This is a genomic window from Paenibacillus sp. BGI2013 (genome assembly GCF_002843485.1).
Taxonomy (GTDB): Bacteria; Bacillota; Bacilli; order Paenibacillales; family Paenibacillaceae; genus Paenibacillus; species Paenibacillus amylolyticus.
The window spans coordinates 629,576-645,360 of sequence record NZ_PJFA01000002.1 but is presented as its reverse complement, the minus strand read 5'-3'; the positions used below and the strand labels follow the sequence as shown (position 1 = coordinate 645,360).

At 49.0% G+C, this 15,785-nt stretch carries 13 protein-coding genes; 8 read left to right on the top strand and 5 right to left on the bottom strand.

Going from position 1 to position 15,785, the window contains the following annotated elements; all coding sequences use genetic code 11:
- Nucleotides 1-157 precede the first annotated feature (157 nt).
- The 8 genes from CXK86_RS06615 to CXK86_RS06585 all read left to right on the top strand — a co-directional run bounded on the left by CXK86_RS06615 (nucleotide 158) and on the right by CXK86_RS06585 (nucleotide 10,025).
- A complete protein-coding gene (locus CXK86_RS06615; RefSeq protein ID WP_101313541.1) occupies nucleotides 158-1,633 on the top strand; it encodes a phospholipase D family protein in 1,476 nt (491 codons plus the stop codon).
- A 125-nt stretch (nucleotides 1,634-1,758) separates the two neighbouring features.
- Entirely contained in the window at nucleotides 1,759-2,382 is a 624-nt protein-coding gene (locus tag CXK86_RS06610) for a TetR/AcrR family transcriptional regulator (RefSeq protein ID WP_101313540.1), read from the top strand.
- Nucleotides 2,379-2,720, top strand: coding sequence for a DMT family transporter (locus CXK86_RS06605; protein ID WP_017691902.1), 342 nt, complete (start codon nucleotides 2,379-2,381; stop codon nucleotides 2,718-2,720). Before CXK86_RS06610 ends, CXK86_RS06605 begins: the two co-directional genes overlap by 4 nt.
- The gene (locus tag CXK86_RS06600; protein ID WP_017691901.1) at nucleotides 2,720-3,034 is read left to right on the top strand and encodes a DMT family transporter; all 315 of its coding nucleotides are present in this window, start codon (nucleotides 2,720-2,722) and stop codon (nucleotides 3,032-3,034) included. Before CXK86_RS06605 ends, CXK86_RS06600 begins: the two co-directional genes overlap by 1 nt.
- Before the next feature lie 301 nt (nucleotides 3,035-3,335).
- Nucleotides 3,336-3,467, top strand: a complete 132-nt coding sequence (locus CXK86_RS32580; protein WP_257467785.1) for a hypothetical protein — start codon at nucleotides 3,336-3,338, stop codon at nucleotides 3,465-3,467.
- Between the two features lie 231 nt (nucleotides 3,468-3,698).
- The gene (locus CXK86_RS06595) at nucleotides 3,699-4,628 is read left to right on the top strand and encodes a TetR/AcrR family transcriptional regulator (protein WP_164783302.1); all 930 of its coding nucleotides are present in this window, start codon (nucleotides 3,699-3,701) and stop codon (nucleotides 4,626-4,628) included.
- Nucleotides 4,629-4,661: 33 nt separating this feature from the next.
- Entirely contained in the window at nucleotides 4,662-7,886 is a 3,225-nt protein-coding gene (locus CXK86_RS06590; RefSeq protein WP_101313539.1) for an efflux RND transporter permease subunit, read from the top strand.
- A gap of 462 nt (nucleotides 7,887-8,348) precedes the next feature.
- Nucleotides 8,349-10,025: a PucR family transcriptional regulator gene (locus tag CXK86_RS06585; RefSeq protein ID WP_101313538.1), complete on the top strand. Its 1,677-nt coding sequence runs from the start codon at nucleotides 8,349-8,351 to the stop codon at nucleotides 10,023-10,025.
- 16 nt (nucleotides 10,026-10,041) lie between these two features.
- Here the strand turns inward: CXK86_RS06585 and CXK86_RS06580 are convergent, their stop codons facing one another.
- The 5 genes from CXK86_RS06580 to CXK86_RS06560 all read right to left on the bottom strand — a co-directional run bounded on the left by CXK86_RS06580 (nucleotide 10,042) and on the right by CXK86_RS06560 (nucleotide 15,785).
- Nucleotides 10,042-10,269: a hypothetical protein gene (locus CXK86_RS06580; RefSeq protein WP_047840726.1), complete on the bottom strand. Its 228-nt coding sequence runs from the start codon at nucleotides 10,267-10,269 to the stop codon at nucleotides 10,042-10,044.
- The gene (gene hydA / locus CXK86_RS06575) at nucleotides 10,269-11,714 is read right to left on the bottom strand and encodes a dihydropyrimidinase (RefSeq protein ID WP_101313537.1); all 1,446 of its coding nucleotides are present in this window, start codon (nucleotides 11,712-11,714) and stop codon (nucleotides 10,269-10,271) included. Before hydA ends, CXK86_RS06580 begins: the two co-directional genes overlap by 1 nt.
- Nucleotides 11,711-13,006: an NAD-dependent dihydropyrimidine dehydrogenase subunit PreA gene (gene preA, locus CXK86_RS06570; RefSeq protein WP_101313536.1), complete on the bottom strand. Its 1,296-nt coding sequence runs from the start codon at nucleotides 13,004-13,006 to the stop codon at nucleotides 11,711-11,713. Before preA ends, hydA begins: the two co-directional genes overlap by 4 nt.
- 480 nt (nucleotides 13,007-13,486) lie before the next feature.
- Complete coding sequence (locus CXK86_RS06565; protein ID WP_101313535.1) at nucleotides 13,487-14,854, bottom strand: NAD(P)-dependent oxidoreductase; 1,368 nt, start codon at nucleotides 14,852-14,854, stop codon at nucleotides 13,487-13,489.
- A gap of 49 nt (nucleotides 14,855-14,903) precedes the next feature.
- Nucleotides 14,904-15,785 (bottom strand): nitrilase-related carbon-nitrogen hydrolase, encoded by an 882-nt coding sequence (locus CXK86_RS06560; protein WP_076253641.1) that lies wholly within the window; start codon nucleotides 15,783-15,785, stop codon nucleotides 14,904-14,906.

Below are 15,785 nucleotides of genomic sequence, written 5' to 3'. Positions count from 1 at the left end.
CATTATACACAACGCTCAGACACCTGTCGATTGCATACTGCCAATTTTGCCATATGCATTTTACCACTACATTCGTTATGCTAGCGGGTTCTTCTGCGTCAACGTTATCATCCGTGTGGTAATAGAAGTCAGCAAGTACAGAAGGGGGAGTCCACCGTTGGTCTCATTACGCCGCCATACATCAGACCGCAAGTCTTCACGCGGCAAATTTCCATACATACGAACAGGACTCGTCCTATTGGTCCTATGGCTCATCGCCGTCATGCTCTATCAGACCTACAAACCATTACCAACGGGCATTTCCTACGAAAGTCCGGAGTATCGTGTGGATCAAGTCGAGTTCCTGCATGACCTCACTTATCCTTCCTCCGACGAACAGATGGAGCACGAGCAGCAGATTTTCCAGCGCATGATGCAGATTGTGGAGGAAGCAGAGCAGTTTGTCCTGGTGGATATGTTCCTGTTCAATAATTATCAGCACAAGGGACAAAACTTTCCTCCCGTTAGTACTGAATTCACCGAAGCGCTGGTCGCCAAAAAAAATCAGCACCCGGACATGGACATTTGGTTCATTACAGATGAAGTAAATACCAACTATAACTCAGCACCCAATCCGTTGCTGGAACAAATGAAACAAGCAGGCATTCATGTGGTCATCACGGATGTGGACCCTTTGCGTGATTCAACTCCAGTATACTCTGCGGTCTGGCGGACCTTCTTCCAATGGTTTGGCCAATCCGGAGATGGCTGGATCAAAAACCTGATGGCCACGGATGGTCCGGATGTCACTGTGCGTTCCTATCTCAAGCTGCTCAATGTGAAGGCCAATCATCGTAAAGTTGTTGTTAGTGAGAAGACAGCGATTGTCTCTTCTGGCAATATCCATGATGCGAGTGCCTACCACTCGAATATTGCATTTGAAGTAACAGGTCCAATCATTGGCGATATTCTTCAGTCCGAGCAAGCTGTTCTCGACATCTCAGGCGGAGGCAAGGTTCCTGCCTACACAGCTCCTTCCTCGAATTCAAATACGGGAGATTTGCGAATACGCTATTTAACTGAAGGCAAAGTGAATGACGCTGTACTCCATGAGATCAATCAAGCTGGCAAAGGTGACACCTTATGGATGGGCATGTTCTATGTGGCCTCTCCGAAAGTATTGGAAGCCCTGCTGGAAGCGGCAAAACGAGGAACCGAGATCCGGCTTGTACTAGATCCAAATGAAAATGCTTTTGGTCAGGAAAAGATCGGTATTCCGAACCGTCCTGTCGCTGCTGAATTGCATGATAAATCCGACGGTAAAATTCAGATCCGCTGGTATAACACCACCAAGGAGCAATACCATACCAAGATGATCTATCTTGCCAAAGCAACCGGAGATCATATAGTCCTAGGGGGTTCAACCAACTTTACACCACGAAACATGAATGACTACAATCTGGAGAATGATCTATGGGTTGCTGCACCTCCAGACAATAAGTTCACACTTGATATCGCGAATTATTTTGAGCGTATTTGGAATAATAATGATGCCGAGTTCACGTTAGACCTGGATGAGTTCCAGGAGAAGACTACGTTTTTGAAAGGTATCCTATATAAGCTGCAACTGATTCTGGGTCTTACGACCTTTTGATCAGAAACCACATCCATACCTGTTATATCCGCCTGTACTCACTGTGCAGGCGGATATTTTCATCTTGACAGGTGATGTAAAGTGTGGAAATATAATTACCTAACGACCGTTAGGAAGGTGATTGAATGACTGCACAATCCATTCGGGATGCAGCCCTGTTCCATTTTGCCAGAGATGGCTATGAGGGAGCTTCTCTGAGAGCTATTGCTGATGAAGTCGGGATTAAAAAACCGTCCATATATGCGCATTTCAGCTGCAAGGATGACTTGTTTTTACACACACTGGACTTTGCATTTCACGAGGTAACACGGCACACACTGGAATATTTCCGTGATCATGCGGATCTGCCATTGGAGCAGAGGCTGAAAGGCTTGTTGATCTGGTTCGAACAAGAATACAATGCCCATGCTTCGGCTCGTTTGATGTTGCGTAATTGTTTTTATCCCCCCCTTTCTCTGTATGGCGAAGTGATGGATCAAGTGTATCCGTTTATCGATGGTATGGAACGTGTACTGACTCGTCTGCTGCAAAGGGCAATGCGTAATGAAGATATACCGCCCCTACCCGCGGAACAAGCCGCCATTGCATTTATGACGTTTCTCGACGGTATCACCGTGGAGATTATCTATGGAAGTTCCCGTCGGTACAAGAGACGGTTGGAAGCAGCCTGGCCTGTATTTTGGCATGGCATTCATCATTTGAACGACGAGGCGCACAGCGTTGTGCCGGAAGGAGATTTAACAACATGAACCGCAACTGGTTATATGTATTTATCGGCGGAATTATTGAGATTGTCTGGGTAAGTGGGCTGAAACATGCCTCGAATGCCTGGGAGTGGACTTTAACGGGGATTGCCATCGTGATCAGCTTTGGACTGATCATTGCCGCTTCCAAAAGGCTGCCTGTGGGTACGGTGTATGCCGTCTTTACGGGAATTGGTACGGCGGGTACCGTCCTTACGGAAATGGTATTGTTCGGTGAACCGTTCCGCTTGGCCAAAGTATTGCTCATCGGGCTGCTGCTCTGCGGCGTAATTGGACTGAAGCTGGTAACGGATCAGCAAGAAGCCAAAGGAGGTGCAGTATAATGGCTTGGATGGCAATTGTAGGTGCAGGGATATGTGAAATTTTCGGCGTAATCGGTATTAATGGTGCTTCCACCAAGAAAGGATGGCCATACATCGTACTTATGCTGGTGTCGTTTGTGTTCAGCTTCTCGTTGTTGTCCTACGCCATGACGTCCATTCCGATGGGCACAGCGTATGCCGTGTGGACCGGGATCGGGACGGTCGGCAGTACGTTAACAGGCATGTTCCTGTTCGGTGAACGGAAAGAAGCGAAGCGTATCCTGTTTATCGCGATGATTTTGGTGGCAGCTGTTGGGCTGAAGCTCATCACGTAACGGAACAACTGAATTACACTTTATAATTCCGATTGCAGTCCCACTTTCCGATCGCTGTTATCCCCAGATTTCTTTGATTCCCTTTGAAGAGGGATAAATCTGGTGATAAAGGCGAACACTTCGTTTCTTCAAGTCGGTTCTGCAATCTCCGTTATCGTGTAATTCTTAGCTTCCATTATGATATCTATTAAATCTTGTAATATAAATTAGACGACTTCGATCAGAAAGTCGTCTTTTTTGGGGAATGATATAAATAGGGAACCTCTTTATACTTTGCCACGTAAGAAAGGATGTCGTAATCATGAAAAAATTATTGGCACGCATTGGTTCTTATACAGGATATACCCTTCTGATCGCCATGGCCATTTTCTATCTCATCGCTCTAGTCGCCATTATTATACTCGCCTTATACGTCTTCACTGGAGGAAACTAACTTAAACGTTCTTGATACCTTATCCCTATCGTACATACAAGTTGCACCTTGTTACTTGCCGTCTCTCCTTCCCTTTGATCAGCCACTTTTCCCCATACACATTTTCCAATTCACTCCCATTTGAATTCCTTTAACCAGATCGTTTATACTTATTTTGACCTTAAAGTCAATTCAAGAACTCACAAGTTCCCTGATGAGGTGAATGTATCGTTAATGAACCCTATACATGAGATGAATGAGAAGAAAAAGCTCATCATTACTACAGCACTCAAGTTATTCTCATCCAAAGGCAGTGCTGCAACATCCATGCAAGAGATTGCAGAATTATGCGGGATGTCCAAGGGCAGTCTCTACATCATGTTCAAATCCAAAGAGGAATTAGAAGCCAGTACTCTGGAGTATTGCATGTACACGCTCATGGACGAGATGACACAGATTGAGCATGAAACCAGCCTTACCTCGCGTGAACGTCTGCACAAGCAGATTGAGACACTGCTCATCCATGTTGCCGAACTTAAGGAGTTTTTGCGAGTACAGATGCGCAGCATGATGATGGATGATGAACAGCAACGCAAGGAACAATGCCATCCGCTGCAAAGAGATCTGGAGGTACGTACCTTACATTGGTTTAAGGATAAGCTGGAGGAGCAGTACGGATCGGAGATTGAACCTTATACGATTGACCTTATTTTGCTGACACAGGGGCTATTCCTTTCCTACGTCAAGATCTGGTTTACAGAGATGCCGTCCCTTACTGTTACCAAAATGGCAACAAATTTACTGCAAATGATGGATTATGCAGCGCACGGATTCCTTAAGCAGCGACCTTTGCCTTTGATTCCTTTGGAGGACTGGCCTGCATGGATTACCGAACCCCATCCGGATTCCACGGTGATGCGGCATCCTATTCATATTATCAAGCAAATGCAGGATATTGCTGCCTCCGAATTGCCTGCTGGGCAACCAAAGAATGATGTACTTGAGACCATTGCCATTCTCCGGCAGGAGATGATGGAATTCACACCGCGACGTGCCATTATTCTGGGCATGATGCACAATCTGGAGAACGTAACTGCCATTCAATCTTTGCACTCCGAGCTTCAGCATATTCTGGATGCCATGTATAGCCGGTTCATCCAGGCTGACTCGTCACACACATAAACAGGAGAAACAGAGAGGAGAAGAAACCATCGTATGAAAGGTATTATTAATTTTTCACTGAACAACAAGTTTGCGATTTGGATTCTGACGATTATCATCTCTTTCGCAGGTTTGTACAGCGGATTGACGATGAAACAAGAGACAATCCCAAACATCAACGTACCGTTTCTAAATGTCACTGCCATTGATCCGGGGGCTGCACCGGAGGGAATTGTTGAGGATGTCACGAAGCCGCTGGAAGTAAAACTACGTAATGTAGATGGCGTGAAGACAGTTACCTCCACTTCCATGGAGAACGCAGCATCGATCACACTCGAATTTGATTATGGAACAGATCTGACCAACGCAACTGCAACCGTTCGTGAGGCACTGAATGAAGTTCAACTGCCTGACAGTGTGCAGAAGCCGACCATTTCCAAGTTCAGCATTAACTCTTTCCCGGTTGTATCTCTGAGCCTGTCCGACAAGGACGGCGGTGACCTGGAACAATTGACACGACTGGTTGAATCGGATATTCAGCCTGCACTCGAAGACATTGACGGTGTAGCTCAGGTTCAGGTGTCCGGTCAATATGTGAAAGAAGTTCAATTGAAGTTTGACCAAGCCAAAATGGCCGAGCTGGGCCTGACCGAAGATACGGTAAACGGCATCGTTCAGGGTTCATCCATTCGTGTGCCCCTTGGACTGTTTGAACTGGATAAATCCCAGAAAGCCGTTGTTGTAGATGGAAACATCATCGACATCGATGACCTGAAAAACCTTGCCATTCCAGTTGTACCCGGCGGTGCCGGTGCTTCCGCAGGCAATGGTTCAAACGCAGCCCCACAAGGCTCTGGAGCACCAACTGGTGAAGCTGGTCAAGGTACCGCTCCAGGTGCTTCACAAGGAACGGACCAAGCCGCTGGTGGTAATGCCAGTGTGGGTAGCCCTTCAGGTGCTGCCAACGCAGCTGGTATCCCGACAGTGAAATTAAGTGAAATTGCCAAGATCGAAGTCATCGGTCAAGCGGAATCCATTTCCCGGACAGACGGCAAGGAATCGATTGGTATTTCCATTGTAAAATCCAACGATGCCAACACGGTTGATGTCGTTAACGCAGTCAAAGATAAAGCTGAAGAGTTGCAATCGCAGTTCAAAAATGCTGATTTGACTGTATTGCTTGACCAAGGTAAGCCGATTCAGGACTCGGTGAACACGATGTTGGGCAAAGCCGTTTTTGGCGCCTTGTTTGCCATCCTGATCATCCTGCTCTTCCTGCGTAATATTCGTTCAACCATTATCTCCATTATCTCGATCCCGCTCTCCTTGCTCATGGCATTGACTGCTCTCAATATGATGGATATTACTTTGAACATGATGACGCTGGGTGCGATGACGGTTGCCATCGGACGGGTTGTCGATGACTCCATCGTTGTTATCGAGAACATCTACCGCAGATTAACACTCAAAGGTGAAAGATTAAAAGGCCGTGAACTAGTCCGCGAAGCAACTCGCGAGATGTTTGTGCCAATCCTTTCTTCCACGATCGTAACTATTGCGGTATTCCTGCCACTGGCATTGGTAAGCGGCATGGTCGGTGAGTTATTCACGCCATTTGCACTGACCATGGTATTCGCTTTGCTGGCATCCCTGATCGTTGCCATTACCATTGTGCCGATGCTTGCGCACACCCTTTTCCGTGGAGGGTTGAAGAACAAACAGAATCACGAAGAAAAACCAGGCAAAATGGCGGAAGGTTACAAACGCCTGCTGAACTGGACCCTTTCACACAAACTCATCACAGTCAGTATTGCAGTGATCTTGCTGGTCGGCAGTTTGTTCCTGTACCCGTTTATCGGTGCAAGCTTCTTGCCAGAACAACAGGATAAATACGTGACTATTACGTACAGCCCACAAACCGGAGCTTTGCGTGAAGATGTCGAAAAAGAAGCACTCGTTGCCGAGAAGTGGTTGCTGGAACAACCAGGTCTGGAGAAAATGCAATATTCCATCGGCGGAAGTAATCCACTGAGCAGCATGGGTGGCGGTGGTTCCAACTCGGCTCTATTCTATATTGAATATAACGAAGACACGAAAGACTTTACCAAAGTGAAGGAACAGCTTGTAGAAGGTCTGAAGAAAGAAGTTACCGTAGGTACCTGGAATGAGCTCGACATGTCCGGCGGTCTGGGTGGCAGTGGCTTGAGCCTGTCCATCTATGGCGATAATGTAGAGCAACTCAAACCTGTATCGGACGAAATTCTGAAACTGGTTGAAGCAGATAAGGATAATTTTGAAAAAGCAGACACTACACTCGCTGACACCTACGGGCAGTATACGCTCGTGGCAGATCAGGAGAAATTGAGTTCCCTGGGCCTGACTGCAGGCCAACTGGCGATGACGCTGAGCCCGGCACGGGAACGTCCTGTGCTTACGGAAGTCGATATCGATAACAAAACGTACAAAGTATATGTAGAGACAGACAACAAAACATTCAGCAGCATTAAAGAGATTGAGGATGAAACCGTCACTTCACCGCTTGGCATCGAGGTACCAATCAAAGATGTTGCCAAAGTGGAAGAAGGTACATCCCCGAACTCCATCATGCAAATTGATGGTAAAGTTGTTGTACAAGTCACAGCCAACATCCTGGCTTCGGATGTAACGAAAGCTTCGAGTAACCTACAGGCTGAGATCGACAAGCTGGATCTGCCTGATGGCGTTGAAGTGAAGTTCGGCGGTACAACCGAACAGATTAATGATACCTTTACTCAACTGGGTCTCGCCATGCTGGCGGCCATCGCCATTGTATACTTCGTGCTCGTTGTTACATTCGGCGGCGGATTGGCACCATTCGCAATCCTGTTCTCCCTGCCATTTACGGTCATTGGTATAATGGTAGGTCTGTTCATCGCTGGTGGTACGCTCGACGTCTCCGCCATGATGGGTGGACTGATGCTCATCGGTATCGTGGTCACCAACGCTATCGTGTTGATCGACCGTGTTATTCACAAGGAAAAAGAGGGTATGCCTACCCGTGAAGCCTTGCTGGAAGCCGGTGCAACTCGTCTGCGTCCAATCCTGATGACCGCTCTCGCGACCATTGGTGCCCTGTTGCCGCTGGTAACGGGTCTCGAAGAGAGTGCGGGTATCATCTCCAAAGGACTCGGAATCACTGTAATCGGCGGTCTGATCAGCTCCACGCTGCTCACGCTGGTTATCGTACCGATTGTGTATGAGTTCCTGATGAAATTTAAAAAGAAAAGAATCGAAGATTAAGAAGTCGTTGATTGTACTCATGTAACGGTTCGAGTACAACTTAAATACAGACTATAATATTAGCTTCTCGCCCCTTAGCGCATATTGGAATGATTGAATTCCGATGTGATGTTAAGGGGCTTTTTTTTATTTAAGCATTTTGCATAAATCCCATGAGCGTCTTCCAATCAGCAAGATATAGATCGAAATGATTCTATTCGTCTATATCTTGTACCCGTGAGCGATTGGAATCGAATTATGCAAAATGCTGATGAAAATTCACATGAGACATAGACTGACATATAAATTCTTTATTTTAATCAAAATCACAAAAAGAACAGTCCCATTTGTCATTTGAAACAAATGAACGTTAGATTTCAGCCCATTGGCTGTAAATAGACTTATAATATGGATTAATTATGTAAGTTGACGGATTCCAGACTCCAGATAGATCACATGTGATTGGGGAAGGATGGTGGTTGTGTGGGGGAGACAACGCTTCATATTCAAGTCAGAGACATGTTAAAACGTCCTGTGTTTCGCAAGGCAGAAGTCCTGGCCAGTGATCGTGCGCTGGAGCGGTATGTTTGCTGGGTTCATATCATGGAGGTTCCCGAGGTGGGGGACTTGCTCAATGGCGGGGAATTGGTGCTGACAACAGGCATTGGCTGGCAGGAGGGTGAGCAGCAAGGCCTGTCTTTTCTGCGTCAGTTAATTGCACGTGGGGCTGCCGGACTCTGTATGGAACTGGGGGATCACACCAAGTTACAGCTCGGGGCTATGAAAGAAATTGCAGTAGCAGCTGATTTTCCGTTGATCTGGTTCCACGAACAAGTCCGTTATATCGATATTACGCAAGACCTGCATTTCACCCTGATTCGCAGTCATCAGCGAATGATCGCTGAACTCGATAGTCTCACCACCTCCTTTAACCAACTTCTTCTGAATGGAGATGGCGTACAACCTCTGCTTCGATTATTGTCACGAACAACCGGATGTGCCGTGGCGTTATATCCACTTGAAGGGGAAGCAAGTGCCGTTCCCTACTGCCCTCCAGAGCAGCTGGAGACTCGTCGGCAGGATTGGTTTTTGCAGCGGGAACATTGGGCGGGGGAGGATATTCCGAATTTAATGCAGCTGTCAGATAACACATTGGATGTGATCAGCATGCCTGTTCAGGCGTTGGACTACACCTTTGCCGACCTTGTGCTGATGCATCAAAAGCTGACGGATCAAGATTCAAGCATACCGATCAAACCTTCGGATGAATTCGTCATTCAGGCACTGGAACGATGCGCGGCCGCGATTGCTCAGGACTGGATGCGAACCAAATACATGGAAGAGAAACGCCGCTACAAAGAAGATATGTGGGTCATTGATTGGCTTAACGGACACCACTCCACGAAGGAAATCCATGAATATATATCTACCGTTAATCCCCTTCTCGCAACGAGCAAAGCCACTATTATTTTATTCGACAGCAATCCAGCATACACAGATAGCCTCAGACTTCAGAAGTTGTTAATCCAACGTAACATCGTCGCCCGGTTGGTATTTGCTCGGGAGAACTTCACCCTCTACAGCACCGTTCTGAACCACCAGATCATTCTTATCATTCTCGACCCACTACCTGGATCTCAGCGCAAAAGCAGTCTCTGGCGCTGCATCGAACAGCTACAGCAGCACGAGCAGGAACAGACCCACTGCCTCTTCTCAGGCTTGATCGGTATCAGTCATAACTGTACAGACCTCTCCCGTCTCAAGGATAGTCTGGAATCCGCGAAGGAGACACTGCGAATTCAGAAGGACATCGGCGAGATGCAGCAGCCCTTTTACAGTAATCTTCATTGTTACCGCATCATCGCTAGTATGAAGCAGAGTGGCAATCTGGATGATTTCATCGAAGAATATTTGGGGCCGCTCATTCGTTACGATGTGGAGAAAGGAGGTCAGCTACTGCGGACCCTCAAGCAATATTTGGTCCTGTGCTGCTCCAAGCAAGAGACGGCCACCGCTCTATATATCGTCAGACAGACACTGTATCACCGTTTGGACAAAATCGAAGCCCTTTTGGGAGAAGACTATATCCTCCCCGAGAAAAGGGTCGCGATCGAACTTGCCATCTACGCTTATGAGTACGTACACGGCCCGATCGCATGAAGAGCTTCAGTATGGTCTACGCTCCCCGTTGCTCCTGAAGCTGGCGAATCAGGATGTGACTGAACCACTTCCGTCCAGACGCCGTGCCTACGTATTGCTCTTGTTTCTCTTCGGGAAGATCCGGGTGCCCCCATATGACGTGAGCACCCTCCAGATGTTCCCGTACCGCATAGATCCGATAACCCTGTGCAACCATTCGCTCTATGGCAATCCTCTCGGTCTCAAACACATCATGATCCGACATCAGCTTCTCCCTCCATTCACTGCCGTCACAGGATGTTTCATCGGTATGGGCGCGCCTGCATCATACTTGTTGCGCTTCACATATTGGCCTGCCCCTGCTGTTCCGGTATACTGCCGATCTCGAATGACATACTCCCCGCGGCACAACACCGTCACCGGACATCCCTGTACCTGCATACCTTCAAATGCACTGTAATCCACGTTCATATGATGCGTATCTGCCGAGATCACCCTGTTTACAGAGGGGTCAAAAATAACGATATCCGCGTCTGTCCCGACAGCGAGAGTCCCTTTCTGCGGAAATAGTCCAAATAACTTGCTCGCTCTTGTCGAACATAGATCAACCCACTGATTCAGTGTGATCCTTCCTTTGACTACACCTTCGGAATACAGAATGCTGAGACGATCTTCGATGACAGGCCCCCCGTTAGGAATTTTGCTAAAATCATCTTTGCCCAAGTCCTTCTGCCCTTTGAAATTAAACGAGCAATGATCGGAGCCAATCGTCTGTAGTTGACCGCTTTTCAATGCATTCCACAGCACTTCCTGATGTGCTGCTTCCCGCAGCGGTGGTGACCAGACGTACTTTGCACCCTCAAAGTCCGGCTGATCCATGATCGATTGATCCAGTGTCAAATACTGAGGACAGGTCTCCCCCCAGATCCGGTAGCCCATTTCACGCATACGTGCAATTTGCTCCACTGCTTCCGCACAGGTCACGTGCACCACATACAGCTGTGAATCCGCAAGTGCAGCCAGACGCGCCGCACGCCCTGTTGCTTCTCCCTCCAGCATGGATGGACGAGTCAGCGCATGATGAATCGGCTCCGTGCGCCCTTCGGCGAGCGCCTGTCGAACCAGCAGGTCAATGACATCCCCGTTCTCGGCATGAACCATGACGAGTGCGCCGTACTCTTTTGCCTTTTGCAACGTCTGGAAGAGAATCCCGTCATCCGCCTGAAACTGGTTTTTATACGCCATGAACACCTTGAAGGATGACACACCCTCTTCTTCAATGATCTGCGGCAGCTCTTCTAACACCTGATCATTCATCTCGCCGATCATGAGATGGAAACCGTAGTCGATGGCGGCTTTACCCTCGGCTTTGGCATGCCACTCCTGGAGAGATTCGATTAATGGACGGCCTTTTTGTGTCAGACAAAAATCAATGATCGTTGTTGTACCACCAAAGGCTGCCGCTGTCGTTCCCGTCGCAAAATCATCCGCCGTTACCGTTCCACCGAAGGGCATATCTAGATGCGTATGCGGATCGATCCCGCCCGGAATGACGTAACAGCCCGCTGCATCCACAACCTCCGTTCGTTCGTCAGGCATCAGTCCGATGCCAATCTGTGTGATTTTACCCTTTTCGATCAAAATATCTGCTTCAAAGGTATCTGACGCTGTGACCAACACACCGTTACGAATCAATTTGCGGGTACTCATGATATCGCCTCCTTGGTTGATTGATCTCTAACCGATTGCAACATCGCAATCGCAGACTGACGTTCATTCCAGGTTACAGGTTCCTGCTCAGGCACAAGCTCAACCATCTCAATCGCCCCATCCACCGGACAAACAATCGAACACAGATTACAGCCAACACAGTCCTCTTCCACCACTTCCAGATAGGAGCCGGACGGGTCGGTCAACATATCAATACACTGATGCGAGGTGTCCTCACAAGCAATATGGCATTTGTTGCAGTTGATGCAGACATCGCGGTTGATGCGGGCGACGACTTTGTAGTTCAGATCGAGATTGCCCCAATCGGAGTAACGCGGAACCGTCTGACCTACCAGTTCTGCAACGCTGCTCAGACCCTTTTCATCCAGATAATCGTTCAGGCCATCAATCATGTCTTCCACAATGCGGAATCCATGATGCATGGCTGCGGTACATACTTGGACACCTGTAGCGCCCATGAGCAGAAACTCTGCGGTATCCCGCCAGTCGGATATGCCACCAATCCCTGAGATCGGTACACCAACTTCAGGATTACGCGCACACTCGGCAACCATATTCAGTGCGATGGGCTTTACCGCTGGGCCACAGTATCCGCCGTGTGCTCCTTTGCCGCCCACATGCGGCACGGTATTCCACGAATCCAGATCCACACCTGCCAGGGAGTTAATCGTATTGATCAGAGAGATCGCATCCGCGCCACCTCGTACAGCTGCCCGGGCAGTTGCCGTAATATCCGTGATATTCGGCGTGAGCTTTACAATCACCGGTGTAGTCGCCACTTCCTTCACCCACATCGTCTGGAGTTCGACCAGGTCAGGTTGCTGACCAGAGGCGGCTCCCATACCACGTTCGGCCATGCCATGCGGGCAACCAAAGTTCAGCTCCAGGCCATCGACGCCGACAGCCTCCACCTTTTTGACAATCTCATGCCACTTCTCCCGCGTAGGTTCCACCATCAGTGAAGCTATAACCGCACGGTCCGGGAAGTGTTTCTTGGTCTCGGCGATCTCCCGCAGATTCACTTCCAGCGGACGATCGGATATCAATTCAATATTATTAAACCCCGCCACCCGTTGCCCACCAAAATGGACCGCCGCGAAACGCGAGGATGTATTGATAATTGGCTCACCCAGTGTCTTCCACACCGCACCACCCCAGCCCGCCTCGAACGCACGCTGAACCTGATATCCCGTATTGGTCGGTGGTGCAGAAGCCAGCCAGAATGGATTGGGTGATCGAATACCTGCCAGATTAATGGATAAGTCAGCCATAACGATCCCTCCTTGGTGTTGTTTGAACTTACTAGTTACACTGGAATATTTGGTCGTGCTCAGGATCTCTGCGTAGTAGTGGGGTTTCTGGATAACACCTAAATTCTAACGAACCGTACACCTCTTATTGGGCTCATTAGCGGCATTTTAAAAATCTAACGAATCGTAGAAAGCTTATTTGGCTGTAATCGCTCATTTCGGCTTCATTTCAACAGGTATTCGTCAAAATAAGACGTGTGAGATTCGTTAAATTTTCCAATCCTCGGTAATTGCCACTATAAGGTGTGTAGGGTTCGTTAGCGTGTCAGGTACACGAGAATTTGATGTACCCACACTTCTTGCTCAGATCTGATCTACACCTATATCACTCTAGCAGTCCCTTGCGCCCTCCCACCCTCGCCTCTCCTTGTATTCTCTCCTTACACCCTTTCATTGCACGGTTTCCGTGTACTCTCCACTTTCCCTTGTCTCCCTCGCTGCTCACGCCGTCTCTTCCACCTGTCCAGGTAATGCCTTCATGACTGCGCCGGCAGCCAGCTTACCCTGCTGTGCAGCCGAGACAACCATCGCCTCACCCTGGCCCTGACCAAAAATGACATCTCCTGCCGCATAGATCTGAGGATGCGAGGTACGGTACGTATGCGGTTCGATCTCAACGACGCCCCATTGGTGACGCAGCCCAAACGCTTCGATTAATGGTAATAACCGATGCTGCCCAATCGCCCGGATGACCGTATCACATTCAATCATGAACTCCGATCCCTCCACAGGCACGGGCAACGCACGCCCACCACCAGGCGGGGTAATTAGCTCCATTTTCACGCATTCCACAGCTTGAACCCGACCGTTCTCGTCTCCAATGATTCGCTGCGGCATCGTAAACCAGCGGAACTCCACACCCTCCTGCTTGGCAAAAGTATATTCAAACGCATACGCCGTCATCTGGCTTTCCCCGCGCCGATATAACATCTGCACCCGCTCGGCACCAAGACGTACCGAACAGGTCGCTGCATCTACCGCCGTATTGCCCGCGCCAATAACGGCAACCTTCAGACCATTCAGCGCGGGCGGAACACCTTGCTTGGTAGACTCCACCAGTTCAATGGCATCATAGACACCTTCCAATGTCTCCCCTTCAACGCCCAGCTTAGGTACTGAACCCATGCCACAGGCCAGAATGACCGCTTCATGCTGCTCCAGCAACTGCGAAGCAGGGATATCCACACCGATACGCACCCCATAACGGATCTGTACACCAAGTGCCTCCACCTGCTCCACTTCCCATAGCGCAACCGATTCGGGCAAACGGAAGGATACGATGCCGTACGTGTTCAGTCCCCCGCCTTTGGGTTTTGCTTCATAGATCGTCACCTCATATCCTGCACGCCCCAGTTCACGTGCTGCCGACAGTCCTGCTGGCCCCGCTCCCACAACAGCAACGGTTCTCCCATTGGCAGGTGCTGCCTGGAATAACGGCTCATTCTTCGCCCGCGCCCAGTCGGTGGCGTAACGCTGCAAGTCACCAATGCGAATCGGCTTCGACGATTCGTTCAGAACACATGCACCTTCACACAATTCCTCTGTGGGACAGACACGTGCGCAGCTGGCTCCAACCGGATTTGCATCCATGATGGTGCGGGCCGATCCTTTCAGGTGCCCTGTTGATATTTTGCTAATAAAAGAAGGGATATTAATGTCGGTTGGACAGGCTTTGATACAAGGTGCATCGTAACAGTACAGACAGCGGTTTGATTCCTCCATCGCTTCCTTGCCTGTCATGGCGGGTTTCATCTCGGCAAAACGACTCTCCCACCCATAATCGGATAACGTTGTTCCTGAGCTGTTCATCAATGTCATGCACCTCCTGAAGTTTGATCCGCGCAGCTTCCAGCTACTTTTACAGACTAACCAGATGTTCGTACGTTTCCGGCCTGCGATCGCGGTAGAACTGCCACACATTACGCACCTCACGAATCATCTCCGTATCCATCTCGCCAATGACGACCTCATCCTGATCCCGGCTGCCTATCGCTACCATTCTGCCTCGCGGGTCCACCAAGTACGACTGTCCATAAAATTCACCCATATTCCACGGCGCTTCCACGCCGACCCGGTTGATGGCTGCAACGTAATAGCCGTTAGCTACCGCGTGAGCAGGCTGTTCCAGTTTCCACAGATATTCCGATGTTCCCGCAACCGTAGCAGACGGATTGAACACAATCTCTGCCCCCGCCAGTCCAAGCAATCGTGCCCCTTCCGGAAAATGACGATCATAACAGATGTACACACCCACTCTGGCGTAGGCCGTATCAAATACCGGAAACCCGAGGTTACCTGGTTTGAAATAATACTTTTCCCAGAACCCATTTGTACCCTCACCTGCTTCCACATGCGGGATATGATGTTTGCGATATTTCCCCAGATACGTACCATCTGCATCAATGACGGCTGCCGTATTGTAATACGAAGCAATGCCTTCCACCTCATACACGGGTAAAATAATCACCACCGCAAGCTCCTTCGCCAGTTCCTGAAAACGTCTGGTCGTCGGTCCTTCCGGCACCGGTTCAGCGGATGCATACCATTTGGGATTCTGCTCTGTGCAAAAGTACGGCCCATAGAATACTTCCTGCAACCCGATGATCTTGGCGCCTCTTGCAGCAGCTTCACGGACCAGCGCAATGTGTTTCTGAACCGCAGCTTCTTTGTGTATCTCAACGGGAGCCGAACCTTCAATTTCATGAGAAGCCTGGATTAATCCGATGCTGATTTTGCTCAT